We start from the raw sequence: 25,656 nt of genomic DNA, 5'->3' as shown, positions 1-25,656 counted from the left end.
AGCCAAGATTCTTTATTCACAATAGAAGAAGTACCACCAAATTTGACGAAGAACCTATGTACCTTCCGATTGGAAAGTTGTGTTTAAATGTAATGCGTTTTTTGGCGGGTGTGATGACAAACGTTGGCAAAATGGGAATGTTAACCAAGATAGTATATTAGTGATTCGGGGTACGATTTCTTTCGGTGGCCTGGAAGTGAAAGGTTAGCATATGAAGGCACATCCGATTATAGATTATCCTTATCGTTGGATTCCGATGCTGGCATTGGTGTTGATTTTAGTGGCATTCCAGGTTGCCTTGTTGTGTTGGTATACCGGAGTCGACTATATTCCCGCTTTGGTGGACGGAATAGCAACGGTTGGTTGGCTGGCAGCTATTGCCTATCTGGCTTGGTTTGTCATCGGACTTGTTTCGCTGTTTCAGACGGATATCATTATGATATTGGTTGGAAGTTTGCTCTGGCTGGCAGGTAGTTTTATGGTGTATGATATTATGGTGCGAATTACGGGTGTATCTTATATCCCTTTTGCCGAAACAGTACCTTTCCGATTATTATTCGGACTACCGGCTTTGATTGCGGTGACTCTATGGTATCGCTTGATTGTAGCTAAAGAAGAAGTCTTGAACCGGGAACTTGAAAAAGAACTGGTTGTACATCAGGTGGCTGAACAGCAAACTGAACCACCGATTGAGTTAATTGACCGTATCACAGTAAAGGATGGCTCTAAAATTCATCTGGTAAAGTCGGAAGAACTGATTTACATACAAGCTTGTGGAGACTATGTGATGTTGATAACTCCTTCCGGGGAATATCTGAAGGAACAGACGATGAAGTATTTCGAAACACATCTTCCGCCTGAAACTTTCGTCCGTGTTCATCGTTCGACTATTGTCAATGTGACACAGATTTCCCGTGTCGAACTTTTCGGAAAGGAAACCTATCAGTTATTACTGAAAAACGGAGTTAAGCTTCGGGTGAGCCTTTCCGGTTATCGATTGTTGAAAGAAAGACTGGGATTATAAATTCTTTCTTTTGATAAAGATTAAATCTTGGGCTCATTGGTTTGAAGGAGAACTTGTATATCATATATTGTTGAATAAAAAATCCTTTTTATATTCTTAAGAATATAAAAAGGATAATTTTATTGACGAGAGTTGCATGGGGTATGGTGAGATGAAATCATAATTGGGGAATAAATTGCACAAGACTTTCACAAGTATCCTCCCGTCAATGCCTAAAATCAAGGCAAAGCTAATTAAATAGATTTTTAAATTACCATATTTATTAATTTATCTTATGGACTTTATGATTATTTTAATATATTGAAGATATTTTGGGGCATCTTTCCGTAACTCACTGATTTTTCTTATGTTTGTTGATTAAATAGTAAAATAACAGAATGAAGATGTCTACACATATCTTATATAATGATTTTCCGACCTTTTTGCGAAAGTATTTTCCCTACAAAGTACAAAAGATTTCGTTGAATGCGGGTTTCACTTGTCCCAATCGGGACGGGACGAAAGGGTGGGGTGGCTGTACCTATTGCAACAACCAGACTTTTAACCCGGATTATTGTCGGACAGAGAAATCTGTCGCTACCCAACTGGAAGAGGGGAAATGTTTTTTCGCTCATAAATATCCGGATATGAAGTATTTGGCCTATTTTCAGGCTTATACCAATACTTATGCGGAATTGGAAGGACTGAAGCGTAAATATGAAGAGGCGCTGAAAGTAGAAGATGTTGTAGGTTTGGTAATAGGGACACGTCCGGATTGTATGCCGGAGGGCTTGTTGCGCTATTTGGAAGAATTGAACAGGCATACTTTTCTTATGGTGGAATATGGTATTGAAAGTACTTGCGATAAGACGTTACAACGTATAAACAGGGGGCATACTTACGTGGATACTGTGGAAACTGTCCGGCGGACTGCGGCCTGTGGTATCCTGACAGGTGGGCATATTATCCTCGGGCTTCCGGGAGAAACACATGATACGATGGTGGAACAGGCGGAGATACTTTCAGAACTGCCGTTGAGTACTCTGAAAATTCATCAGTTGCAACTGATTCGCGGCACGCGTATGGCTCATGAGTATGCTGAGAATCCCGCTGATTTTCATTTGTTTACAGAGGTCAGCGAGTATATCGATTTAGTGATTGACTATGTAGAGCATCTTCGTCCTGATATAGTAGTGGAGCGTTTTGTCTCCCAATCTCCTAAAGATTTATTAATAGCTCCGGACTGGGGGCTGAAAAATTATGAATTTGTAGCACGTTTACAAAAAAGAATGAAAGAAAGGGATGCTTATCAAGGCAAGAAGTATAGGGATTCGGAAAAAAGGATTATTTTTGCAGACGATAAATTTACTACCTGATAAATATCTATTTGGGGAATATCGGGTGGTGAGAGAGACTTTTTAATGTAACTGAAGAATGGAACATAAAACAAGAATTAAAGGAAATGTCCACTATGTGGGAGTAAATGACCGGAATAAGCACCGATTTGAAGCGATGTGGCCATTGCCCTATGGAGTTTCATATAACTCTTATCTGATTGATGATGAAATGGTGGCATTGGTGGATACGGTGGACATCTGTTATTTTGAAGTTTACTTGCGTAAGATTAAGCAAGTGATCGGAGAACGTCCTATTAATTATTTGATTATAAATCATATGGAGCCTGACCACTCCGGTTCTATCCGACTGATAAAGCAACATTACCCTGAAATTATTATCGTGGGGAATAAGCAGACATTCGGTATGATTGAAGGTTTTTATGGCGTGACCGGGGAACAATATCTGGTGAAGGACGGAGACTTCCTTGCTTTAGGACGTCATAAACTGCGTTTTTATATGACTCCGATGGTACACTGGCCGGAAACGATGATGACATTTGACGAAACGGATGGAATTCTTTTCTCCGGTGACGGATTCGGATGTTTCGGTACGCTGGACGGTGGTTTTCTGGATACCCGTATGAATGTAGACAAGTACTGGGGAGAAATGGTTCGCTATTATTCTAATATTGTAGGTAAATACGGAAGCCCTGTGCAAAAAGCGTTGCAGAAACTGGGCGGACTTCCTATTTCTGCTATTTGCTCTACTCACGGGCCGGTATGGACAGAAAATATAGCTAAAGTGATAGGTATCTATGACCGCTTGAGCCGTTATGATGCAGATGAGGGGGTAGTTATTGCATACGGAAGTATGTATGGAAATACAGAACAAATGGCTGAGGCTATTGCGGCGGAACTTTCGGCGCAGGGAGTCAAGAATATCGTTATGCACAATGTGACGAAGAGTCATCCTTCTTATATTATAGCAGATATTTTCCGTTACAAGGGATTAATCATAGGTTCGCCTACTTATAGCAATCAGATTTTCCCGGAAGTGGAAGCATTACTTTCGAAGATTCTGTTGCGTGAGGTGAAAGGTCGCTATTTAGGCTATTTCGGTTCTTTCACATGGGCAGGTGCTGCTGTGAAGCGTCTGGCTGAGTTTGCGGAAAAGAGCAAATTTGAGTTGATAGGTGATCCGGTGGAGATGAAGCAGGCGATGAAAGACATTACTTATACTCAATGCGAAAATCTGGCGCGTGCAATGGCGGAGCGCTTGAAGAAAGACCGTTAATACAGTGAATGAGATAATATATTTATTACTAACCTATAAAACAATCGACTTATGAGATTAATTATTCAACCGGACTACCAGTCCGTATCTCAGTGGGCTGCACATTATGTTGCTGCAAAAATAAAGGCTGCTAATCCGACTCCCGAAAAACCATTTGTATTGGGTTGCCCTACCGGATCTTCTCCTCTGGGTATGTACAAAGCGTTGATTGACTTGAATAAGAAAGGTATCGTTTCTTTCCAAAATGTAGTGACATTCAACATGGACGAATATGTGGGATTGCCGAAAGAACATCCGGAAAGCTACTATTCTTTTATGTGGAATAACTTTTTCAGCCATATCGACATCAAACCGGAGAATACAAATATCCTGAATGGTAATGCTCCTGACTTGGATGCGGAATGTGCACGTTACGAAGAAAAGATTAAGTCTTACGGTGGTATCGACTTGTTTATGGGTGGTATCGGACCTGACGGACATATCGCATTCAATGAGCCGGGTTCTTCCCTGACTTCACGCACTCGTCAGAAGACATTGACAATGGATACAATCATTGCCAACTCTCGTTTCTTTGATAATGATATCAACAAAGTTCCCAAGACTTCATTGACAGTGGGTGTGGGTACTGTACTTTCTGCAAAAGAAGTGATGATTATCGTGAACGGTCATAACAAGGCACGTGCTTTGTATCATGCTGTAGAAGGTGCAATCACTCAGATGTGGACTATCAGTGCTTTGCAGATGCATGAAAAAGGTATTATCGTTTGTGACGATGCTGCTACTGTTGAACTGAAAGTAGGTACTTATCGTTACTTTAAAGATATTGAATCTACTCATTTGGATCCGGAATCCTTGATAAAATAAGGAGAGGATAAACTCTATAAAAAATGGGCTGCATCGGTGTTTGATTGATTGCAGCCCATTTTTGTCTGATAGGTATTTGATAGAAGAAAAATTAATTCTCTTCCAACCAGCCTTTCCCTTGCCGAACGATTTCTATCTCGCCTTCTGTGCATTTTACTATTGTCGAAGGTTCTATTCCTCCGATACCACCATCGATGATTAAGTCTACTGTGTCACCGAACTTTTCGTCTATAAGTTCGGGGTCAGTCATGTATTCCAAATCCTCATGTTCGTCATATGGTAGGGTGGTAGTCATAATGGGGGCGTCGAGCAACCGGGCAATCTCACGGATAATGTTATTGTCCGGCATACGGATACCGACTTCTTTCCGGTTACGGAAAATCTTGGGTAAGCGGTTCGTACCGTTCAGGATAAAGGTGAATGGCCCCGGAAGGTTATGCTTCATAAGCTTGAACACACTATTGTCTACCTTGGCATATTCGCTGATACTACTCAAGTCATAACAAATGATAGACAGGTTGTTTTTGCGAGGGTCTATCTCTTTGATTCGGCATATCCGTTCTATTGCACGTTCTTTCAGACCGTGGCAACCGATGGCATACATCGTATCAGTTGGATAGATGATAAGCCCGCCGTCGTTCAGGATGTCAATTACTTGTTGTAAATCCTGCGGGTTATTATTTTTATCATATAATTTCAGAAGCATAACCTCTTCTCCTTCCCTTGTTCTTTATTTAAGTTTCTTCTTTAAGAAGTCCAATGCCTTTTCAGCAGCCTTTTCCGTTACTTTCTGCTTGATGGAATCCTTATTGGCAGTAGCGGCAGAGTCCAAACCAAGTTTTTGACCAAGTTTGCTGATAGCTTCATCAGCTACCGCTTCAACAGCTTGGTTTGCCATGCTCTTGGTATCGACACTGACTTTCGGTGAGGTAAACGAACCACCGATTTTCAGGTCGAGAGTCATCAGTTTGGAGATATTCCCGGTGGATGCAGGTAGCTTGATTTTTCCAGTATAATCAATGGTTTGGTCAAGCCCTGTATTACCTGCGAGATTCAGATTGTAATCACCCATCTTGATATCGAACGGTTGCGTTTCTACACGTCCGTCTTTGATAGTGAAATCAAGTGTCATATCTTTTACCTTCATGTCTTTCAGGCTTGGCTGTTTCACTGCATCGGCTATCAGATCGATTGCTTTCACTCCGCTTAAGCTAAGATCGCGGGTAGAAAGACTGCCGTCTCCCTGCATCGTATCCAGTACAGGGCTCATGGTTGCATCCAAATCTGTCAATACATTGATGCTGCCGGAGAAATTACCTTTCAGGTTTTCGAAGATAGGAGCCATCTTCTGCACCATATCCAGTTCTTTATAAGCCTGAGCGAAGACGATATTCGACAGTTTGAATCCGGCTTTCAGTTCCGGTTTCTTCACGTTGGCGGTCGAATAATATCCGTTCATAACCACGTTTCCGCCCATAGTACTCATGGATAAATTCTTCATGTCTACCTTACCGTCTTTTACGATAAGTTTGCCATTCATATTGTTGAAGGACATCTTATCGAATAATACCTGTTTCAGATTGGCATCCATCTGGAAGTCAATGTTACGCGGCACTTCAACAATTCCGGTGGAAGTAGGTACAGAATCGGTAGCCGCTGCATCCGGTGTAGCAGTTTCATCTGCGGAAGCAGTCATGAAATCATTCAGGTTGAAATAGTTGGAACGGATATTCAGTGTTCCTTTCAAAGTAGTACCTTTCAGTACGTAACCAATGTAGTTTTCAAACCGGCTGTCGGCAGTAATGTCGTTCTTGCCTATATTGACAGTCGTTTCGCTCAACTGGAGATATTTCGGAGTGAAAGTGAAAAGGGACTTCTTAATCTCTACATCCGGCATATCTTTCATTTTCAGTTTCATGCCTGTCAGTCCGATAGTGCCGGCAGCCTGCATACGTTCATACTGTTCCTGTTCGATGTAGGAGAGACGTCCTGACATTTGCATATCGGCGTCGATTGTTCCGTTCAATTCCATGTCTCCAAGCGGATATACCTGCTTAATCATGCCCAAGTTGAGAATACCTTTCGCTTCAGCTTTAAAGTCCGAGTCGCTGATTGGAGTTTTCACGTTAGCAGTCAGGCTGAACGGATTTCCTGCCAGGCGGAAGCTGAACGGATTGATATCAACGGTAGTCAGGTCAATATTTCCACCCGGATTCTGAACGTTAGCGCTAATATTGATTTGGTCCACACCTGCTGGTAAAGCCGGATAGCGGAACATGGCATTTTTGACTTGCATATCAATATTGAATGAAGGAACGGTGTCTCCCTGCAGGATACCTTTGGCTGTTGCGGTAAGGGTGGCGGTTCCGTCTGTTTTCAGGCTGGAGAACTCAGTCGCATAGATAGCAGGAATCAACGAAAGAATTTCCTTGAAACCGATATCATTCGTATTAAGTTTCAAATCCATGTCGATAGCCGGGTCTTTCAAGGCTACCCAACCGTCGATGCCGGCTTGGATGGCGTTAAGACGAATCGTATTATCCTTTAATGTGTATTTGTTATTGGCGAGGTCGGCATCTACATCCATCTTTGCGGAGATATTGGCATTTGCCAGGAAAGGAATCCCGTTCATCTTGTAAGTCAGGGATTTGGTTTCCGCTTCCAGTTTCAGGGTAGTACGTTCACTTCCCAAGTCTCCTGCGCAGATAGCGTTGAAGTCGCGGATATCAGCATACATTTTCCCTTGTTGGTCATCATAGACCAGATTCATGTTTTTGATGACGAAACGTTGTAATTTCACTTTGAAAGGAGAAGATTCTTCTTCCTCAGCGGCAGGCGTTTCGGCAGTTGCGGTCGTGTCCGGTTTCATAATATCCCAGTTGACTTGCCCGTCCGGCAATACAATGGCGTGCAGCTTGGTGTCTTCAATGAAGATTTTAGAAATATCATAGCCGCTATCTCCGAAAAGTGAGAATAGATTAATGGCGGCAGTAACTTCTCCGGCTTGTACAAGGGTATCGTTAGCGAATTCTCCTGTACCTTTCAGCCAGAAATCTTCGAGAGTGACAGAAGCCTGCGGGAAGTTACGGAACAGGCTAATGTTGAGTTTCTTAAAGTCAAATTGAGCGTTGAGCATCTTGTTGCCTTCTGTCTTTACGATATCGGCTATCTTACCTTGGAAGGCGAAAGGAAGAAGGAGCATCAGAATGATAATTACTCCTACGGTGATAGCTGCGATTTTCAAACCTTTTTTCATTTGCTTCTATTTTAAGAGTCTGATAATATGCAAGGAGCAAAACTAATAAAATTTTTTGATAATAAGGGATAAAAGAGTTTTTTTTAGGGATTCTTATTTTTAAATTAGCAGAATCCAAAGTACGGGATTGTATTTGGGACGGTTGAGAATAGAGAGTAGGGGATGATAACTTAAACTGTAAATATATTTGCGTATAGCTCTCCAAAGTAGACAATGGCTCTCCAAGGCGTTGTAAGTGGGGGATTCGTTCCTCGGTGAGCAACGACCTTTTCCTCGGTGGGGAACGGGGCTTTCCTCGGTGAGGAACGATGTGTTGGTCGGTGAGGAAGAAAACGGTCGGTTTCCGTCTTTTTTATTTATATAGATTTATTACTTTCTCTTTTTCTTCAGTTCCTCTGCGATTCTCCATTGTAACGCAGCTTCCACTTCCTTTCCTGCTTTCAGCAAAGCGTCACCGAATAGTTCATGTGCACCGGCATGCTCCGGTTTCAGGCTTGTCGCTTTATCCAGGTCGGCAATGGCCCCTTCCGTATCTTCCGTTTTCAATCGGAGTTTTCCCCGGTTATAAACAGCTTTGAAATTTGCCGGATGAAGATTTACAGCCGTATTGAAGCAGTTCTCCGCATCAAAATATTCTTTGTTGTTAAAGAGCGTGATTCCTTTTCGTATCCAGGCATCCACGTAGTTCGGGTCGAGGCTGAGCGCCTTGTCATAATTGGCAAGGGCGGCACGTGCGTCATGTGCCTGAGTAATACATTCATTACCCATTAACAGATACTCATGAGCGTATTGGCGCAGACGTTCCTGCTGTTCCTTCATCTGCTCCTTGAGTTTTTTATTCTGCTCTTTCAGGGTGTTGATGACACCGAGTTTCCGGCGGATTAATCGGCGGGGGACAGGCTTTTCTATATCATAGCGGGAATGAATGGCACGGAAAAATTGTTCCAGACACTCTTCCATGTCTCCTTTGTCGAAAGCACGTGCGGCTGCGGCATATTGCACATCTGCCTGTGCCTGTTTCAATGCCTTGTCAATGGCTTGTCGATTGTTGAAGCGTCCCGCGAAGTTCACAATTTCGGGACGAACGAAAACATCTGCCCTGTTAATCGGCTTTTTGAGTTGGATACCATCCAATGAGGTACAGCGGCTGAGTGCGACATATGCTTGTCCACCGGCAAATACTCCGCCTGTGAAGTCAATGACTACCCGGCTGAAAGTCAGTCCCTGACTTTTATGAACAGTGATAGCCCAAGCCAATCGGATAGGATATTGGGTGAAACTACCCAGTACTTCTTCCTCAATCTCTTTCGTCTTTTCGTTGTAGCGATAACGGATATTGCGCCATGAATCCCGTTTCACGTCACATTCTTTTCCGTCGTCAGTGATAACGTATATCGTTTCTTCTTCCTCATCAATACCGGCAATGACACCAATCGTACCATTTACCCAACGACGGTCGAAATCATTCTTGATAAAGATAATCTGTGCACCGGGCTTTAGCACAAGCTCTTGTGAGGTAGGCAGACTACTTTCGGGAAAATCTCCTTCGATTACTCCTTCAAAAGTAATCGGTTCTCCCGGAAGCTCGGCTAGTTTCTTCTCGTTGATTGAGTCTACCGTATCCCTTCGAGTAGCAAGCGTGATATACATGTCTGCTTCCGATTCTTCAATCTGACTTCCATATCGGGTATTCAACAGTTGCAAGTCTGCAGCTCCGGCGGTATTAGTACGAATGTGGTCAAGGACACCGACAAAAACAGGGTCAGTCTGCCGGTAAACCTTTTGCAGTTCGATAGACACCAAATCTATCTGACTGAACACTCGTGCAGAGAAAAAGTAGGGGGTAGGATAGAAGCGGTTCAATATTTCCCGCTCGTCATTCTTTACGACAGGTTCCAACTGGAATACATCGCCTACCAATAACAACTGTTTTCCACCGAAAGGCTCACGTAAGTTATGGGAATATACGCGCAGGATACGGTCGATGGCATCAATGATATCTGCCCGTACCATTGAAATCTCGTCGATAATCACCAGCTCTATCTGTTCCAGTAACTTCCGGTGCGGTTTGGTATATTTGAAAAACTCGTGGATGCGTCCCCGTTGCAGGCTGAGGTTCGGGTCGTCCGGCAATAGCGGATAGAAAGGAAGTTTGAAGAAACTATGCATCGTGCTTCCCCCGGCATTGATTGCGGCAATACCCGTCGGAGCAAGTACGACATGTTTCTTTTTCGTATTCTCGCAGACGTAACGCAGGAATGTAGATTTCCCTGTCCCCGCTTTTCCGGTCAGAAAAACCGACTGGCGTGTATATTGAATCAAGCTCAGGGCATCCTGAAACTCAGCGTTGTTGGTGTCTACGCTCATTCTTGTAAGTATTGTAAATCCTTTTTATTCAATGATTCCGAAATGTTTCATTGCCTTGCTGATTCCATCCTCGTCAATGGGAGCCGTCACGTAATCGGCGGCAGCCTTTACGTCATCTTTTGCCTGTCCCATAGCTACTCCGATAGCGGCATGGCGAAGCATACTGATGTCGTTTCCACCATCTCCGAATGACATCGTATCTTCCAACTTAATATCAAAGTAACGGATGATTTCATCAATCCCCTTTTGCTTTGTATCCCCTTTGGCGGTCACGTCGGCAAAAGACGGATACCAGCGACCTATCTCACAAGTCGGGATAGACGGGCGGATTTCCTTTTCTTCTTCCTCTGTGATAAAGGGCGTCATTTGTATAATCTCCCTGCTGGTCGCTTCTTCAAAAGAAACAGTCGGGATAACATTCACATGCAGAAAATCATAGAATATCTTTTTCACCATTTCGTCAGGCTGGCAGACGGATATATTATGTTCCTCTACAAAGATACAAGGCACTCCTTTCTTTTCGCAGAAAGCTGCCATTGCTTTTACTTCTTCTTGGGGGATGGCACTTTTATAAATAACTTGCTCTCCGACAAAACAATAAGCCCCGTTCATGGTTATGTATCCATCTATGAGATTCCGGTCTTGTAGTTCGGAAAGGTTGTTGATAATAGCTTTCGGGCGTCCGGTAGCGATAAATATTTTGTGCCCTTTTGCATGGGCGGCTTCCAATGCCTCAATGGTAGAAGTCGGAATACGGTGAGTCTCAAAACTGACAAGCGTTCCGTCTATATCAAAAAATAATGCTTTCGTCATAAATTCCTTTTTGAATTGAATACAAAAGTACTACTTTTGTCTCACATAACATAACAACATCATACAGTATGAAATATAATTTTGATGAAATAATAGACCGTAACGGTACAGACTCCGTTAAATGGGATGGAGTGGAAGGTCGTTGGGGGCGCAAGGATTTGATTCCGATGTGGGTAGCCGATATGGATTTCCGCACAGCCCCTTTCGTGATAGACGCTTTGAAAAAACGCCTGGAGCATGAAGTGCTCGGATATACATTTGCCTGTAAAGAATGGTCGGAGTCTATTATCAACTGGTTACAGACACGCCACGAATGGACGGTAAGCAAAGAGATGCTGACATTCACTCCCGGCATTGTTCGTGGATTGGCCTTTGCTATCCACTGCTTTACGCAGAAAGGGGATAAAGTCATGGTGATGCCGCCTGTTTATCATCCTTTCTTTTTGGTAACTCAGAAGAATGAACGTGAAGTCGTATTCAGCCCGTTAGTATTGAAAGACGGACAATATCATATTGATTTTGACCGTTTCCGCCAAAATATTCGGGGCTGCAAACTGCTTGTTTTAAGTAATCCTCATAATCCGGGCGGACGTGTATGGACAAAAGAGGAACTGGCTCAAATAGCCGATATTTGCCATGAAAGCGGTACATTAATCATCTCTGACGAGATTCATGCCGACTTGACTTTGCCGCCATACAAGCATCCTACGTTCGCTCTTATTTCTGAAAAGGCACGGATGAATTCACTTGTCTTTATGTCTCCGAGCAAGGCGTTTAATATGCCGGGACTGGCAAGTTCTTATGCTATCATAGAAAATGAGGAGCTTCGTCACCGTTTCCAGACATATATGGAAGCAAGCGAGTTCAGTGAAGGGCATCTGTTTGCTTACCTGAGTGTAGCGGCTGCTTACAGTCATGGTACGGAATGGCTTGATCAGGTGATTGCTTATATCAAGGAAAATGTAGACTTTACCGAAAACTATCTGAAAGAGTATATTCCTGCCATCAAGATGATTCGTCCGCAAGCTTCCTATCTTATCTTTTTAGATTGTCGCGAATTAGGACTAAATCAGGAAGAATTGAACCGTCTTTTCATAGAAGATGCTCATTTGGCATTGAACGACGGAACAACATTTGGTAAGGAAGGCGAAGGCTTCATGCGGTTGAATATTGCTTGTCCGCGTGCTACGTTAGAACGGGCTTTGAAGCAGTTGGAGCGGGCGGTAATAAGCTTAAAGTAACTCCTTTAGGATGGGATTATTATATTGGAATAATTCTCACCGAAATGAGAATGTTTTCTCATAGGCATAAAAAAGTTAGAGAATATAGATGACCGTAAGTTGCTGTTTATTATAGGGTTTGAAAAGAACTATACACAGTTTTGCATGAGAATTAAAGAAGCAAACTGCAACTTGATTTTATAAAATAAGCCCCTTTTCCACGAAATTCGGAAAAGGGGCTTGTTTTTTGGATTAAGAAGCTGAGAAATCAAATAAAGATAAACACTTACTTCTGCATAAAATCTACCGGAATCAACCGCACTTCACTATTCAAGCCGGAAGGCAGCGGACTCCAATGTCCGTAATTGGCCGGACGATAGTTTAAATCGACAATATTGATTTCTTTGAACTTGCGCCACTGCACTCCCTGTCTGTCCAGTTCTGCAATTCGGTTTGCAGGAAGGTTCGTGACTTCTATTTCGATGTGGTTTTTCCCGGATTTCAGCAGATGACCTACTCTCAACTGATAAGGCACTGCCCATACACAACCCGCTTCCTGTCCGTTGATGCGGACACGGGCACTTTCGCGTACATCGCCCAAGTCGAGCATCCAATCGTCAGCCTTCAGGGAAGGCAGCTCAATATCCAATGAATAAACGCCGGTTCCCATATTGATTTTGGCTGCCGGATGATTGATGCTTGTCCATGAACACGGGCGGTCTATGTCGAATGTACCTTGAACTTCCGGTTTGCTTTCGGCAAAGTGCAGTTTCCAGCCATGGTCAAGGCTGAGGCTGAAAGGTTGTTCCTTTATATATCTCCACGGTTTGGAAGCTTGCAAAGGCTGTTGATAAGTTTGCAGGATAACCGATTCGCCGGATTTCAGTTGTAGATAAACTTGTGTCTTACCGTCTGCCTGACGGATAAGGGCTTCTCCACATTCTCCGGTCATCGGATTGAAGAGGGCGGCTGCGGTTGCATACGTTCCTAAAGTAATCCAGCCATCCACTCCTTTATCTTGCAGGGAAGAGATGAAATAATGATGTCCCGTGTCATTAACTCTTCGGATAGTTTGCAGACCGAATTTTGTTTTCATTTCCTCGCAAGGAATATGGCAACTGGCTAATGTGCGCGCATAATCCGTTCCTGTGATAATCTTTCCCTTTCCAACCGGAGTGACGGTTGTTTCGGAGAAAGAGACAGACGGAAGTTGGCGGAGCGTACGTTGGTAACTTTTACGTTTCTGTTCTAAGCGGGCATATCCCGGTACATCCGTCGGATAGTTTTCTAGGAATACGATAGTAGCTCCCTGCTTGGCCAGTTCTACAAGATGCGCCAGCACATCATCCGGCATCAGATGGGCGGCAGGCACTACCAATGCTTTGTAACCCGTTCCGCCCGAAGTAACCAACTGTCCGTTCTTGAAACGGGTGCTGCGGATGAAGTTGTCGGAGATATAATCCCCGTCATATCCGCTGTTGTTGATGCGGTGGATGGCGTCGATAAATTTAGGAGCCAGTTTATCCATGTGGTGGATAGTGAATAGTAACAATCGTCCCGGTTGTTCGTTCCACATATCATATACCGGAAGATAAATCAGGAAATCATTATCCGGTCGTCCCATTTGCAGAAAGCTCTGGCAACGGGTGATATAATTAAAGAAAGAAGGAGCGTCACGCCAGATACTATTCGTTGGATTCATATTGATAGACGCATAGAACAGCCAACCCGGCCATTCGGCTTCTTTCGGAGAGTAAGGCGTCCCATGAAAGAACATATGATTGACACCGGAAACAAACATCAAGTCCATATCCGGCTTGCATTGTGACAGGGAAGTGCGGAAATGCTCCGTCAGCCAAGTGAATGTTTCGGAAGAAGTATAGGTCTTACCTGCAATATGTGCGGCCGAAGAAGCATATTTCAACATAGACAAGTCCGAATCATTCTTCTTGGTCAGTGAATCCTGCCGCAATCCTTCGATATGGAACTGTGACAGTCCGAAGCCTTCACATTCGGGAATATCTACGGCTGCGTAAATATCAATCAGATTACCCGGTGAACCATGTGCCTGATTGCGGGTGATGCTACCGTTTTTGTGTGCCCAGTCTGTCCATTGACAGGTGAAGTTTTCCAATAACAAGTCGGAAATCGTCTCCCGATAATCGGACAAGATGCGTCTGCTGACTTCGGGACGGCTTTCATCCAGAAATTCAGGGAAATGCTCTTCCAGTTTATATCCCCGTCTGCGGGCAAACTGTTCCAGGAAATCGTCTGTCCAGTCTGCTTGATACACCTCGTAAGAGTCGTTGAAGAATGTATGCGGATAGCTTGTCTTGCTACTCTTGAATGCACGGTCGAAGCGGGAAAGATAGTTCTTGACAGCTTTCTTTGACAGGTGGTTCATGACGTATCCTTCCCCGCCCGGTGCTGCCCGTTTCACTTTCTGCCGTGTCTTTCCAACGTAGAGGGCTACCACTTTCCATTTGCCGACAGGGGCTTTCCATTGCAACTTGTCCTTTTTTACATGAGAAGTCAGATTAAGACACTGGCCATTTTCATTATAAGCCATCACCCGGCTTAATACGGAATAAAGTTGTTGCTTAGGGTCAGTCACATTAATATCCTGTACAATCTCTTTGCCGCCCTCTATTTCGTAGGTTTGGAAGATTGCCTTGGTCGCTGCGTCTTCAATGCTGACTTCCGGCCCGCCAAAAGGCCATCCGGTACCGGTATTCATGTCGATTTCAACACCTGTGCGTTTACCTTCCGCCTGTGTATGCTTGAGCACTTCCATCCAGCGGGAAGAGAGGAACTGTATCTCGTTTGCGTCATTCCCTTGCACGCCGTAGATAGGCGTGATTTCCACCGCACCCATGCCGGCACGTGCATATTCTTCCAGATTGTACGTCAGGTTCTTTTCGTCTACGGCACTTCCCAGCCACCACCATCGGGTGCCGGGACGCGCTTCTGCTGGAACGCTCGGCCACTGTTGCGCTTGTATGACTCCGCCTGTTGCAAGCAGGCAGAGGAATATCAATTGTTTCTTATTCATCATTCTTTCGGCGTATTATAATATTCTATCTTTTCTACATCATCGGTTACAAAGAGCGGTCGTCCGTCCGGCTGTTCAAAATGGAAGCGGATACCGTCGAAAGTTATGTTCCGTGCATGGCGGACGTAAAATCCTTTGGCGGGAATAGTGCCGAACATCCACGGTTCGGGATATACTTTCTCCTGTTCGGGCGGAACACGTTTACCGTCTTCCGCGCTGTATCCACCTTTATAATATAGGTGAATATTACGGAGAGTGACATCCTCGATACAAGCACCCGGCACACCGCTGATAATGGAAGCATATTGGCTGTCGGCATTCCACACATTAATATCACTGATAAGAATACGTTTCATTGTGCCTACGGGCGTGCCTTCGGGACTGCGCATACGTGCGCCCAGTCTCAGGAAGATAGGAGCATTGACAATATTCCTCATCGTGATATTGCTGATAACAATATCTTCCAGACGTCCCCCGTCTACCGTTTCCAATGCCAGACCCCTGCAATGCTCGAAGATACAATTAGTAATCGCAATATTACGGAATCCGCCGCTACTTTCTGTGCCGAACTTGATACGTCCCGTGCGGTAACCGTGGTCGGGAGCCTGGGGCTCGTCCAGTTGCCAGGTTCCGTCCATTACGCTTCCCTGGTCAAAACCGCTTACATAACAATCACTGATAGTCACATTCTCCGTATCCTGAAAACGTCCTAACCCGTAAGAGGCTTTCAGCACAATGGCATCGTCCCAGGGAGAATTTACCGTACACTGGCTGATACGCACATTCCGGCAGCAGTCAATATCGAATCCGTCGCGGTTGGTATCTACTTTCAGATTCAAGATAGTCAGATGGTCTACACCGGTGGCGAGCAGGGCGAAATGTCCGCAGTGAAGCATGGACAAATCCTTGAGTGTCACATTCCGGCAATCTTTCAGGCTGATAGCCTTGTTGCCTACACCCGGCAGCCGGCTTTCTTCACGGGTCAAGCCTTTACCGTAAATAAGTCCGGAACCGCTGATGGTTATATTCTCCAGTCCGATTCCCCAAATCAAGGAATTCTTCCAATGGCTGTGACCGAAATCCTGGTACTTATTATGTTCATTCACTTCAGCGATATCATATCCTTCCTCTTTTCCGGGAAAGGCGGCAACGATGCGTGCGCCTTGTTCCAGATAGAGGTGAATGTTGCTTTTCAGTCGGATAGAATAACAGGCATATTCTCCGGCAGGCAGGTAAACAGTACCGCCACCGGCTTGTGCGGCTGCTTCAATCGCGCTGTTGATGGCGGGAGAGTCAATCGTTTTTCCATCCGCTTTGGCTCCGAAATCCTTCACGTTGTAGATGGCTGCATAGCTGTAGATGCAACCCACTAAGAGACTGAATAGTAAATATATCTTTTTCATTTTTTGTCGGTTTGGGCAAAAATATCCGGTAACATATAGTAGTTATAATCCGCCTTCTCATTCTGCTCATAGAAGCAGAAATAAATCCTGCTGCCGGGAACGAGCGGGCAACGTCCCGCCAGTACGGGGCGGTCGGTTCGTTTTCCTGATTCATAAAGCATCAGGGGAGTTTCGTCCTTGTGCCCGTTGCTCAGGCGGATATCGTCGGTAGGAGTGACCGCCTGTACAGTCCGTAATTTCATGCTTTCTCCGTAATAGCAGGTAAAAGCCTGTCCTTCCACACTAAACACATTCACGTCCGCATCCGGCCGGCAATCGCCGAAGCTCCAGAATAAAGCATCGGCTTTGGGAGAGGAAGCTACCTCTATTTCCAGTATAAATCCACGGGTATCGGGCAAGGCTTTCCATTGGAAAGTAATCCCCGGTGTCTTTTCCTTAGGTTGCAGCCAGTGGCTTTCGTTTCCTTTCGATATTCCCAGCTTGAAAGTACCGGCAGGCGGTGTCAGAGACTGTGCTTGCGCATCAATGAGCAAGATTCCCAGCAGTACGATGGTCAGGAGTTGTTTCAGCATAGTTGAATTTGATATTACTTTGTTCATTTTCCTTTAGTTCGATAGCGTCTTTCTCTGTTACGTCCAATGTAATCTCCGACAGGTTGAAATTCTTCGTATAGCAGATTTTACCCGGTTTCCTAGCCTGTGCTTCGATGGCGTAAAGATAGAAATTTTCCAGACGCAAAGAGTCGTTCCATCCCGAAGCAGAGATAAATTCGTCTACGTTCTCGGCTTTAATCCGCGATACATATACGTTGCGGAAGCGTGGGTATCCCTTTTCGGGGGGTACTACCGGAGTCAGCATAACTTTCCAGTGTTCCGGGATTTCCTGGCCTTCATACTCTTTGGGAAGAGTGCTGTAACTGTAACTGGGGTTCCAGTTCAAGTCTGCTGCCAGTACGTGGCGGACGTTTTCGGCTTTTACGTTAGTCATGTAGATGTTTTCGATTGTCCCACCGCGGTTCATGGCGCTTTTCAGACGGAGCACGGCGGAAGTGCCGGCAGCTTCGAGGTTATAGCCCAATACATTCCGGATACTGCCGGAAGTTTCGCTGCCGCAGGTGATAAGTCCGGCGCCCTTGCGGGCAATGCAATTGCGAATCACCACGTTCTCCGTAGGAAGATTCACCCGCAAACCGTCCGCGTCCCGTCCCGATTTGATACAGATATTGTCGTCGTTACAGTCTACATCGCAGTTCTCTATCAGAATGTTGCAGGAAGAATCTATGTCGATGCCGTCCGTGCTCGGGCCGTGACCGCCTATATTATTATTAATCGTCAGTCCGTCTATGGTGCAATAGTTGGAATAAAGAATCTGACATCCCCAAAAGCCGGTACGCATCAGGGTGAATCCTTTTAAGGTGACATCCGAACTGCGTTCCACAAGAATACCCCGCACACGTTTGCAGTCGTAATCTACAATCCAGCGCAACCCTTTCGTTTCGTATTCTTTGCGCATTTCCCAATATTTGTCCCAAAAGACTTTTCCCCGGCAGTCCAAAGTCCCTTCTCCGCTGACAGCGGCGTTCTTCTCGTTGACAATGTTTATTACTGCTGCCGGCCATGTCATCTCGATACCCGCAATTCGTGAGCGGAATTCGGGATAATACTGGATATGGGGGCTGGCGAGTAGGGTGACGCCTTTGTCCAGTTGCAGGTTGACACCGCTTTTAATGAACAGTGCCCCGGTCTGATAATATCCGGGCTGGAGAGTGACGGTTCCCCCGCCGGAGACGGCACAACTGTCGATTGCTTTCTGGATAGCTTCCGTGCTGAGCACTGTGCTGTCTGCTACTGCGCCAAAAGAATTGGCGGATAAAAGATGGTTGTTTCCGGGAGTTTGCCGGCTTCCTACGCTGTCCGCCCACGACAAATCCGGTTGCTGCGGAACCTGTCCCCATTCGAAGCTGTTGCTTCCTGCTTGTTTGGCTGGAGTACATGCTATAAAAAACGTGCCTGCTAGAAGTAGGGGAAAGATGCTTTTACTTTTCATATCGGTCAATATTGGGATTCTTTAATTTCCGTCCGGTTTCTCTATTTCTGTGAAAGGTGATTCGTTCCAGTGGAAAGTATTCACATCATCCGGGTGTGCCGGATTGTATGCCGGGTCGATTTTCAGATATTTCGCCAGTTCGGGAACGGCTTTCTTCATTCCTTCAATCACACATTGGGCTATCTGATAAGCCCCGTAAGGATTGAAGTGGGTGTTGTCGGCAAAATCCTTGGTCTGTCCCGGATAAGTGCCTGCCGGATAATGTACGAAAGCACGTTTGGACGTTTCGGGGCCGAGGGCTTCATAGAGCGTGCGGGTCATTTCGTTGAGGTCAATCAATGGCACGTTCTCCTTGGCGGCAAGCCAGCGCATGGCTTCCGGGTAGTCTTCGTGCGTGTCGCGGATATGTCCGGTTGCGTCAAAACTCCGGCGTTGGGTGGGAGTGACCAGTACGGGGTGTGCTCCACGTGCACGGGCTTCGTCAATGAATGTTTTCAGGCTGGTCATAAAAGAGTAATACGCTCCTTTGCCGGGCCCTTTCTGTTTCTGGTCGTTATGTCCGAACTCCATAAAGAGATAATCGCCTTTCTTCATTTGGCTCAATGCTTTTTTCAGGCGTCCTGCTCCGATAAAGGTATTGGCTGATTCGCCGGATTCCGCATAATTGGCAATGCAGACATCTGTTCCGAAGAAATGGGGAATCATCTGTCCCCAACTGGCCCACGGTTCGTTATCCTGGTCTACTACCGTACTGTTACCGCATAGAAAAACAGTGATAACTGACGGGTCGGCGGGTTCTATATTGATACTCTGGCATACGGGTGCATCACCGTTGAATTCCAGTGTCAATTTATCATCCCAGTTCAATTTGGTTTTCTCGCGTGGTTTGATGCGCACGGATTCTTTCTCGGAGATGCGGGGATTCCGCTTGTTGATGATAAACGTCTCGTCTATGAACTGACCTTTCTTTGTCGGCAGATTCTCAACGAACAGGCGACGGGATTCTCCCCGTACAGTTGTCACTCCTGCCTGCTTCTTGCTTCCGAGGCGTACGGTCACTTTATAGTTTCCGTCCGGTACGCGGACAGAGAAAAAGAAAGGTGCTTTATTTCCTTTTTCGGGGGTGGCGATGAGGTCGTATCCGTATCCCGTCTCCTCGCTATATCGTGGTGCGTCCGACAGTTGGTAGGTTCGGACTTCTTCTCCTTCTTGGGCATTGGCAGTTATCGTTGCCAGAAGTAGTAAGCCTATGATAGTAGTTTTCATTATAATATAGATTAATGTATATTGGTTTGTTGGATAATTTCCGTTTAGTTAATCTTCGGTTTCAGTTCGTCGGGCGAGTCTTTGGTATAAGACTTCACATCTCCCGCTACTTTAGTAAACAGCGTTTGTATCTGCTCCGGTGTTATTACCGTTGACGGGCGGAAAGCATCCGAATTCATATAATCCAGGATTGCTTTGTGCATCTGCCGGGCAACGATTCTTTTCTCCGGTTGTGAAGTAATGTCCATGCTGGTCATCAGTAACTTTCCGTTCAATACCTTTGCTTCAAACAACATTCCTATTTTGCGACTGATAAACCACGTATCAATGCTCTGGATAGTCGGCTGGAACTCTGCCGGAAAATCGGTGAACTGCATCACCTGTGCTTTATTCAGTAGTTCCCACCATTGCAGGTTGCTGTGATATTCCGTCGGGAATTGGCGGAAAAGCGGATGATATTCGTTCACGAAGATACCCGTCGTGTGCGGCGGGCGCATCTTGAACCAGGAAGTGTTCCAGAATACCGGAGTAAAGTATTGTTTGACTTCTTTGCCGTATTGAATCTTTCCGGCTGCCGTAATCAGAACATTTCCACCTTCCTGCAATACCGATAAAGCCTTTGCATCCAGCGTATCCGTGGTATAAACATCACCTTGCGTCAACTCCACTTGCGCGGGATATACCCAAAAATCCCAGTCGTTCACGGCGTCACTGCCTTCGATGCGTACTTCCAGATTAAGTTTCTGCGGAGTAGTGACTTCTGCTAAATCCATATCCACACTACCCAAAGAACAGAGATTACCAATAGGTATATTGTGAGTACCTACACTTCCATGAGCATATACTTTCCCCAACTTATCCTTAATGATATAAACGGTTTTTGCTTCCTGCAAAGGAGCTGCCCCGAAATGAGACACTTCGATGTCGGCATGGAATGTTTCGTTATTGGCATATACAAATTTCGGGATACGCGCCAATGGCACAGTCGGACTGCAAAAACGTCTGAATTGTTCTGCGTTGATATATCCTTTTTCTTCAAAGAATACGTCCAATACACCGACCAATGCAGTCCCCTGACCGGAATAATCATTGAGAGCCAACAACTGGAATCCGGCATAATCGGGAGTGCGCAATGTCTTTTCAATCTCATGCTTGTAGCAGAGAGCCTGAAGTTTGCCCGAAGCCATCATAAAGTCATAACTTTGGCTTCCCATGTGGTTGTCATTCAGAATATCCCGGAAGATTTCAAAATTCTTCGCTTTGTTGACTCCGGTGTACTTACGGATTTCATTGAAATTCGGGAATACGCACCACTGCCCCGTCTCATGCGATACATACGGCTGTTTTACCGTATCTATCCTTGCATGGTAGTCCGACATACTTTCCGGGCGCGCACCTGCCCAACTCAATCCTCGTGCTCCGGCTTTCACATGAAATTCATTGTGAGGCTGCCACTGCCAGCTATTTCCTACGGAAGCTCCCGTATATACATGACGCGGGTCGGTCGCTTTCCAATAATCCACAAACTTGCTTACCCATGCTACCCAACGACCGGAAGGCTCATTGCCGCAAGCCAGCATACAATAAGAAGCATAATTCCCATATTCTTTCGTCAAAGCAATCGTTTCATCCATCAAGTACTTGTCAATCGGCTGTCCGTTGCCCAGCTTCGGCCCATGATTCGGCCAGCTCGGCCCTTCCGGTTGCAGGTAGAACCCTACAAGGTCGGCAGCGATAAAAGCCGCTTCCGGCGGACAGAAAGAGTGGAAACGCATATGGTTCAACCCGTAGTTGCGGCAAATGCGGAATACCCGTTCCCAGGAAGCTACATCCATCGGCGCATAGCCTGTCAACGGGAAATCACAGTTTTCTACCGTGCCGCGAAGCATTGTCTTTCTGCCGTTCACGTAGAACCATTTTCCTTCTATCTTGAAGTCGCGCATACCGAACTGCACCTGCTTTGTATCCGTCTGTTTGCCATTGCTCAACGTAGCCGTCAGTTTATAGAGTGCAGGGCTGAATTCATCCCATGTCAGGAAATCCTTTCCCATCGGAAGTTCCATCTCGACCGCATTGTCTCCCGGACGGATATTGAAAGTTTGCTGTACGGGAGCAACTTTGTGCCGGATGTCCGTGTTGAAACTCTCGGCAGAAAGCATGATTTCTCCTTTGGCGGAAGAAGCGGACTGTACATTCATACGTACCAGCGCTTTCTGATTGCTCAAATCGGGATATACCTGAATGTTCTCAAAGTGTATTTTCGGTGTAGCTTGCAATTCGATTCGTCCGACGATACCGTTCCAGTTGCCTTGCGTCTGGTCGGTGATACTGTGGGAGTCGGGGCCTACGTTGATTTCCTTGATGCGGTTGTCAATGCGGATAGTAATCAGACACGTCTTTCCGGGGGCGACTGCAGAAGTCAGGTCATAGACGTGAGGAACACAAAGGCTGTTCTGCATACCGAGTTCCTTTTGGTTTACCCAAACTGTGGTTTCGATATGCGGACGTTCCAGGAAAAGGGAGATTCTTTCCCCTTTCCAGTTGGAAGGGATTGTAACTTTCTTTTGATACCAGGCTACGCCTACATAATGTTTGTCGGGAGTCAGGAAGAAGGGGAGTTTCACTTGTCCCTCTATTCTGTATTTTTCCATATATGGGTTGAAGTAGTAAGAACTGTCGTAGAGGCTTCCCGTCCATTGGGTGCGGGCGGTTACTTCATCCCCCTTTAGCTTTTCGGGCATGGAGCCGGGCAGGTTGATAGAGTCGTCGAGGGATTTTTTGAACCATTGTTCCCTGACGCCGATATCTTCCCGGTCTATCTGGAAGTTCCACTTGCCGGATAAGCTGAAAGAATGATTTTGCCCCACTGCGGTCAGTATGGCGGCAAATACGATAGCAATACTTACTAAAAGTCGTTTCATGATATATAGGATTGATATGTTTTTCATTTCTTCTGAAAATCTGCCGCTAAAGTAGGGCTTTTTAAAGGTTTGGTAAATAGAAAGATGTACAGATACATAGAATATTGTATCAAAATGGGCTTATTGGGTGGTTGGTGTACAAAACTACATGTATTTGAAATATTGTCCATGCCCTTTGCCTTTGAGGAGTTTGCGGGATGCCCTATATTTGCGAAGTAAACTTTTTAATCTTAAAAGGAACCATGAAAAAAGTATTTGTCTGGATAGCTCTCAGTCTTTGGTCGATAATGACAATCTTTGCCGGTGAGAAAGCCTATCTCTTTTCTTATTTTATCAATGGCAGTAAGGACGGACTGCATTTGGCATACAGTTACGACGGATTAAACTGGCTGCCCCTGAATGGCGGACGCTCTTATCTGACACCCTCTGTCGGTAAAGATAAATTAATGCGTGACCCGAGCATTTGTCAGGCTCCGGACGGAACGTTCCATATGGTATGGACTTCCAGTTGGACAGACCGGATTATCGGATATGCCTCTTCCCGCGACCTGATTCACTGGAGTGAACAGCAAGCCATTCCGGTGATGATGCATGAGCCGGAAGCCCATAATTGTTGGGCGCCCGAACTGTTCTATGACGAATCTTCGCAGACTTACTATATCTTTTGGGCTACCACCATCCCCGGTCGTCACAAGGAAGTGCCGACCAGCGAAAGCGAGAAGGGACTGAATCATCGCATTTATTATGTGACGACAAAAGACTTCCGTACTTTCTCAAAGACAAAGATGTTCTTCAATCCTGATTTCAGCGTAATTGACGCTGCCATTGTGAAAGACCCGAAGCATGAAGACCTGATAATGGTAGTGAAGAACGAAAATTCCAATCCGCCGGAAAAGAATCTGCGTGTTACACGCACGAAGAAGATAGCGAAAGGATTCCCGACCAAAGTATCTGCACCCATTACAGGAAAATACTGGGCAGAAGGCCCGGCTCCTCTTTTTGTAGGCGATACGCTCTATGTCTATTTCGATAAATACCGTGACCACCGTTATGGCGCTGTCCGTTCGCTGGATTACGGCGAAACGTGGGAAGATGTTTCCGAACAGGTTTCCTTTCCCCGGGGTATCCGCCACGGAACAGCTTTTGCGGTCGATATTTCCGTAGTGGAAGTGCTGAAAGCCAACCGCAACTACAACCCTTTGATTCCCGATAATGTGGCAGACCCTTCCGTAGCCAAGTTCGGCGATACATATTATCTGTATGGAACGACCGATTTGGATTACGGTCTGAACCGTGCCGGAACACCTGTCGTCTGGAAATCGAAGGACTTTGTTAACTGGAGCTTTGAAGGTTCCCATATTAGCGCATTCGACTGGTCGAAGGAATATGAATATACGAATGATAAAGGTGAAAAGAAGAAAGGGTATTTCCGTTACTGGGCTCCCGGAAGAGTGATTGAACAGGACGGCAAATATTATCTGTACACTACATTCGTGAAGCCGGACGAGAAAATGGGAACATATGTGCTCGTGGCAGACCGTCCGGACGGGCCTTTCCGTTTTGCCGACGGTAAGGGGCTTTTTGCTCTCGGAGAAGGCGGTATCGACAGCCCGGCTCTCATTGATGATATTGACGGAGAACCTTTTATTGACGATGACGGTACAGGATATATTTACTGGCGTCGCCGGAACGCGGCACGCCTTTCTGCGGACAGGCTTCATTTGGAAGGGGAACCGGTAACACTGAAAACACCCCGTCAGGGATATTCCGAAGGCCCTGTTCTGTTCAAGCGCAAAGGCATCTATTACTATATTTATACGTTGAGCGGACATCAGAATTATGCAAATGCCTATATGATGAGCCGTGAATCCCCTCTTACCGGCTTCGTAAAGCCGGAAGGCAACGACATCTTTTTATTTTCCTCTCCCGAAAACCAGGTATGGGGACCGGGGCACGGCAATGTGTTCTATGACGAAGGAACGGATGAATATATCTTTCTCTATCTTGAATATGGGGACGGCGGAACTACCCGCCAGGTGTACGCCAACCGCATGGAGTTTAATGACGACGGAACGATTAAGACTTTAATCCCCGATATCCGTGGTGTCGGCTACCTGACAACTCCGCAAGAGGCACGGACGAACCTCGCCTTGCAGGCTCATTTTTATGCTTCCAGCGAGAAAGCTCCCCGCACTTCCGTTGTCAATATCGAAACCCGGCCCAACCAACCTTTGCCGGATAAAGGCTCGGTGAAAAGCTATACGCGTACACATACTTATCAAGCTGCATCTGTAGCCGACGAATCAAATGGAACCCGCTGGATGGCTGCCGATACGGACAGCAGTCCCTATATCACGGCGGACTTGAAAGAAATCCGCAACATCAGCGAATGTCAGTTCTACTTTACCCGCCCCACCGAAGGACATACGTGGAGACTGGAGAAATCAATGGACGGAAAGCATTGGCAGACGTGTGCCGAACAAGGAAAAGTACAGGTATGCTCTCCTCATATAGCTGACGGCATTGGCAAAGCCCGTTATCTTCGCCTTCATATCCGCAGGGGAGATGCCGGATTATGGGAATGGAAAATCTATGAGAAATGATGATTTTTAGGCACGGATTACACGGATTACGCTGTTGCAATATGCACACATATTTAGGAAAAACCGTGAAATCCGTGTAATCCGTGCCTAATTCTCCATTTATAAAACTAATATTGAACTAATAATCACACCGATAACCTCATCGAATTTATGAAATCACTAGTGTCCCGTTAAAATCGGGACGAGTTATTAATTAATCAAATAATCCCGG

General features: G+C 45.6%; 16 protein-coding genes. 6 read left to right on the top strand and 10 right to left on the bottom strand.

Annotation, left to right across the window (positions count from 1 at the left end; genetic code table 11):
• Nucleotides 1–211: 211 nt before the first annotated feature.
• The 4 genes from RDN93_RS17085 to nagB all read left to right on the top strand — a co-directional run bounded on the left by RDN93_RS17085 (nucleotide 212) and on the right by nagB (nucleotide 4,498).
• Nucleotides 212–1,024 carry a LytTR family DNA-binding domain-containing protein gene (locus RDN93_RS17085; RefSeq protein ID WP_308746631.1) on the top strand — a complete coding sequence of 271 codons (813 nt, stop codon included), beginning with the start codon at nucleotides 212–214 and terminating at the stop codon, nucleotides 1,022–1,024.
• Between the two features lie 377 nt (nucleotides 1,025–1,401).
• Nucleotides 1,402–2,379, top strand: a complete 978-nt coding sequence (locus RDN93_RS17080; protein WP_308746630.1) for a TIGR01212 family radical SAM protein — start codon at nucleotides 1,402–1,404, stop codon at nucleotides 2,377–2,379.
• A gap of 58 nt (nucleotides 2,380–2,437) precedes the next feature.
• The gene (locus RDN93_RS17075; protein ID WP_308746629.1) at nucleotides 2,438–3,634 is read left to right on the top strand and encodes an FprA family A-type flavoprotein; all 1,197 of its coding nucleotides are present in this window, start codon (nucleotides 2,438–2,440) and stop codon (nucleotides 3,632–3,634) included.
• A 51-nt stretch (nucleotides 3,635–3,685) separates the two neighbouring features.
• Complete coding sequence (gene nagB / locus RDN93_RS17070; protein WP_175631196.1) at nucleotides 3,686–4,498, top strand: glucosamine-6-phosphate deaminase; 813 nt, start codon at nucleotides 3,686–3,688, stop codon at nucleotides 4,496–4,498.
• A gap of 91 nt (nucleotides 4,499–4,589) precedes the next feature.
• On the opposite strand, the gene RDN93_RS17065 is transcribed toward nagB, so the two are convergent.
• The 4 genes from RDN93_RS17065 to RDN93_RS17050 all read right to left on the bottom strand — a co-directional run bounded on the left by RDN93_RS17065 (nucleotide 4,590) and on the right by RDN93_RS17050 (nucleotide 10,934).
• On the bottom strand, nucleotides 4,590–5,204 hold the full coding sequence (locus RDN93_RS17065; RefSeq protein WP_308746628.1) for an L-threonylcarbamoyladenylate synthase: 615 nt from the start codon (nucleotides 5,202–5,204) through the stop codon (nucleotides 4,590–4,592).
• A gap of 24 nt (nucleotides 5,205–5,228) precedes the next feature.
• On the bottom strand, nucleotides 5,229–7,754 hold the full coding sequence (locus RDN93_RS17060) for an AsmA-like C-terminal region-containing protein (protein ID WP_308746627.1): 2,526 nt from the start codon (nucleotides 7,752–7,754) through the stop codon (nucleotides 5,229–5,231).
• A gap of 369 nt (nucleotides 7,755–8,123) precedes the next feature.
• The gene (locus RDN93_RS17055) at nucleotides 8,124–10,121 is read right to left on the bottom strand and encodes a tetratricopeptide repeat protein (protein WP_308746626.1); all 1,998 of its coding nucleotides are present in this window, start codon (nucleotides 10,119–10,121) and stop codon (nucleotides 8,124–8,126) included.
• 24 nt (nucleotides 10,122–10,145) lie between these two features.
• Nucleotides 10,146–10,934, bottom strand: coding sequence for a Cof-type HAD-IIB family hydrolase (locus tag RDN93_RS17050; protein ID WP_308746625.1), 789 nt, complete (start codon nucleotides 10,932–10,934; stop codon nucleotides 10,146–10,148).
• A 68-nt stretch (nucleotides 10,935–11,002) separates the two neighbouring features.
• Between RDN93_RS17050 and RDN93_RS17045 the strand changes: the two genes are divergently transcribed.
• Nucleotides 11,003–12,175, top strand: a complete 1,173-nt coding sequence (locus tag RDN93_RS17045) for a PatB family C-S lyase (RefSeq protein WP_308746624.1) — start codon at nucleotides 11,003–11,005, stop codon at nucleotides 12,173–12,175.
• Nucleotides 12,176–12,440: 265 nt separating this feature from the next.
• On the opposite strand, the gene RDN93_RS17040 is transcribed toward RDN93_RS17045, so the two are convergent.
• Genes RDN93_RS17040 through RDN93_RS17015 form a run of 6 tightly spaced genes read right to left on the bottom strand, consistent with a single transcriptional unit; the run spans nucleotide 12,441 to nucleotide 22,842 of the window.
• Nucleotides 12,441–15,206 (bottom strand): glycosyl hydrolase, encoded by a 2,766-nt coding sequence (locus RDN93_RS17040; RefSeq protein WP_308746632.1) that lies wholly within the window; start codon nucleotides 15,204–15,206, stop codon nucleotides 12,441–12,443.
• Nucleotides 15,206–16,609, bottom strand: a complete 1,404-nt coding sequence (locus tag RDN93_RS17035; protein ID WP_308746623.1) for a glycoside hydrolase family 28 protein — start codon at nucleotides 16,607–16,609, stop codon at nucleotides 15,206–15,208. Before RDN93_RS17035 ends, RDN93_RS17040 begins: the two co-directional genes overlap by 1 nt.
• Nucleotides 16,606–17,181, bottom strand: a complete 576-nt coding sequence (locus tag RDN93_RS17030) for a DUF4450 domain-containing protein (protein WP_308746622.1) — start codon at nucleotides 17,179–17,181, stop codon at nucleotides 16,606–16,608. Before RDN93_RS17030 ends, RDN93_RS17035 begins: the two co-directional genes overlap by 4 nt.
• Complete coding sequence (locus tag RDN93_RS17025; protein ID WP_308746621.1) at nucleotides 17,132–18,655, bottom strand: glycoside hydrolase family 28 protein; 1,524 nt, start codon at nucleotides 18,653–18,655, stop codon at nucleotides 17,132–17,134. The genes RDN93_RS17030 and RDN93_RS17025 overlap by 50 nt, the downstream gene beginning before the upstream one ends.
• A 21-nt stretch (nucleotides 18,656–18,676) precedes the next feature.
• Entirely contained in the window at nucleotides 18,677–19,921 is a 1,245-nt protein-coding gene (locus RDN93_RS17020; protein WP_308746620.1) for a rhamnogalacturonan acetylesterase, read from the bottom strand.
• A gap of 44 nt (nucleotides 19,922–19,965) precedes the next feature.
• Nucleotides 19,966–22,842: a sugar-binding domain-containing protein gene (locus RDN93_RS17015; RefSeq protein ID WP_308746619.1), complete on the bottom strand. Its 2,877-nt coding sequence runs from the start codon at nucleotides 22,840–22,842 to the stop codon at nucleotides 19,966–19,968.
• Between the two features lie 242 nt (nucleotides 22,843–23,084).
• On the opposite strand from RDN93_RS17015, the gene RDN93_RS17010 reads away from it, so the two are divergent.
• Nucleotides 23,085–25,445 (top strand): family 43 glycosylhydrolase, encoded by a 2,361-nt coding sequence (locus RDN93_RS17010; RefSeq protein WP_308746618.1) that lies wholly within the window; start codon nucleotides 23,085–23,087, stop codon nucleotides 25,443–25,445.
• Nucleotides 25,446–25,656: the final 211 nt, after the last annotated feature.

Source organism: uncultured Bacteroides sp. (genome assembly GCF_902491285.1).
GTDB lineage: Bacteria > Bacteroidota > Bacteroidia > Bacteroidales > Bacteroidaceae > Bacteroides.
Note: the sequence above shows the minus strand (reverse complement) of the source record. Positions and strands in the feature narration are given on the sequence as shown.

Bases quoted from the DNA above. Each gene is read 5' to 3' on its own strand.
- RDN93_RS17030 (WP_308746622.1), bottom strand. From the start codon at position 17,181: ATGCTGAAACAACTCCTGACCATCGTACTGCTGGGAATCTTGCTCATT.
- RDN93_RS17085 (WP_308746631.1), top strand. From the start codon at position 212: ATGAAGGCACATCCGATTATAGATTATCCTTATCGTTGGATTCCGATG.
- RDN93_RS17040 (WP_308746632.1), bottom strand. From the start codon at position 15,206: ATGAATAAGAAACAATTGATATTCCTCTGCCTGCTTGCAACAGGCGGA.
- RDN93_RS17035 (WP_308746623.1), bottom strand. From the start codon at position 16,609: ATGAAAAAGATATATTTACTATTCAGTCTCTTAGTGGGTTGCATCTAC.
- RDN93_RS17025 (WP_308746621.1), bottom strand. From the start codon at position 18,655: ATGAAAAGTAAAAGCATCTTTCCCCTACTTCTAGCAGGCACGTTTTTT.
- RDN93_RS17060 (WP_308746627.1), bottom strand. From the start codon at position 7,754: ATGAAAAAAGGTTTGAAAATCGCAGCTATCACCGTAGGAGTAATTATC.
- RDN93_RS17010 (WP_308746618.1), top strand. From the start codon at position 23,085: ATGAAAAAAGTATTTGTCTGGATAGCTCTCAGTCTTTGGTCGATAATG.
- RDN93_RS17020 (WP_308746620.1), bottom strand. From the start codon at position 19,921: ATGAAAACTACTATCATAGGCTTACTACTTCTGGCAACGATAACTGCC.
- RDN93_RS17065 (WP_308746628.1), bottom strand. From the start codon at position 5,204: ATGCTTCTGAAATTATATGATAAAAATAATAACCCGCAGGATTTACAA.
- RDN93_RS17080 (WP_308746630.1), top strand. From the start codon at position 1,402: ATGAAGATGTCTACACATATCTTATATAATGATTTTCCGACCTTTTTG.
- RDN93_RS17045 (WP_308746624.1), top strand. From the start codon at position 11,003: ATGAAATATAATTTTGATGAAATAATAGACCGTAACGGTACAGACTCC.
- RDN93_RS17075 (WP_308746629.1), top strand. From the start codon at position 2,438: ATGGAACATAAAACAAGAATTAAAGGAAATGTCCACTATGTGGGAGTA.
- RDN93_RS17055 (WP_308746626.1), bottom strand. From the start codon at position 10,121: ATGAGCGTAGACACCAACAACGCTGAGTTTCAGGATGCCCTGAGCTTG.
- RDN93_RS17050 (WP_308746625.1), bottom strand. From the start codon at position 10,934: ATGACGAAAGCATTATTTTTTGATATAGACGGAACGCTTGTCAGTTTT.
- RDN93_RS17015 (WP_308746619.1), bottom strand. From the start codon at position 22,842: ATGAAACGACTTTTAGTAAGTATTGCTATCGTATTTGCCGCCATACTG.
- nagB (WP_175631196.1), top strand. From the start codon at position 3,686: ATGAGATTAATTATTCAACCGGACTACCAGTCCGTATCTCAGTGGGCT.